The organism is Arthrobacter sp. 001422645, from assembly GCF_059816125.1.
The window spans coordinates 1-1,100 of record NZ_JCBANT010000035.1 but is presented as its reverse complement, the minus strand read 5'-3'; the positions used below and the strand labels follow the sequence as shown (position 1 = coordinate 1,100).

General features: G+C 67.2%; 1 protein-coding gene and 1 pseudogene. Both read left to right on the top strand.

Annotated elements, in window-relative coordinates; translation table 11 throughout:
- A pseudogene (locus AC6EUH_RS18255) lies at window positions 1-228 on the top strand (serine hydroxymethyltransferase); the annotation flags it as partial.
- 168 nt (window positions 229-396) lie between these two features.
- The coding region (locus AC6EUH_RS18250; RefSeq protein ID WP_499739501.1) for a serine dehydratase beta chain at window positions 397-1,100 on the top strand (704 nt) is incomplete at its 3' end.

The following is a 1,100-nucleotide window of genomic DNA, read 5'->3' as shown; positions in this document are numbered from 1 at the left end:
GCCGTCCCGTTCGACCCGCGCCCGCCGATGGTCACCTCAGGGCTGCGGATCGGCACCCCCGCGCTGGCCACCCGCGGTTTCGGCGAGGCGGCCTTCGCAGAGGTTGCGGATATCATCGCGGAGGCGCTGATCGCCGACGCCGGCGCCGACCTCTCCGGTCTGCGATCCCGGGTGGAGGCGCTCGCCGCCGCCCACCCGCTCTACCCCTCGGTTGATAACCTCGCCTAAGGGACGTATTACAGAAGTAGAAGCAGTGCAGATCACGACGCCGGGCCGCCGCCACAAGCTGCCGCCCGGCGTCGTGCATCCGGCGGCACGCACCGCCAACCGGCGGCCGCACCGCCTTCCGGCAGGACCCTCTGCCGGGCCACAGTTAGCGCTAGTTAGGAACCGACAATGGCCGTTGGAGTCTTCGACCTCTTTTCCATCGGAATAGGACCGTCCAGTTCACACACGGTGGGTCCCATGCGGGCCGCCGCCGTCTTCGCCGAGGAGCTCAAGGCTTCCGGAGACCTGGACAAGGTGGCGTCGCTGCGCGTTGACCTGTTCGGTTCCCTCGCCGCCACCGGCCACGGCCATGGAACCATGACCGCCATCCTGCTCGGGCTGGAAGGCTTCCACCCCGAACTGATCCTCCCCGAGGAGGTCGAGGAACGGCTCGCCGCGATCGCTGAGACCGGGAAGCTGCAGCTGGCCGGTTCCGTCCAGCTTCCCTACGGCGTCCAGGACATGATCCTGCGCCCCCTGACCATCCTGCCCCGGCACACCAACGGTATGACCTTCACGGTTTCCGACGCCAACGGCGAAGTCCTGCACCGCGCCACTTTCTTCTCCGTCGGCGGCGGCTTCATCGTGCGCGAGGGCGAGGAGGACGCGGCCCTGAAGGAGCTCGACGAATCCAAGAAGGAACTGCCGCTGCCCTTCCGCACCGCCGCGGAACTGCTGGGCCGCTGCCAGTCCAAGGGCCTCTCGATCGGCGAAATCATGTTCGTCAACGAGCGCGCCTCCCGGACCGAGGAAGAGATCCGTGAAGGTCTTCTGCACATTTACTCGGTGATGGAAGGCTGCGTCGAGGTCAGCCTCAAGCGTGAGGGGCTGCT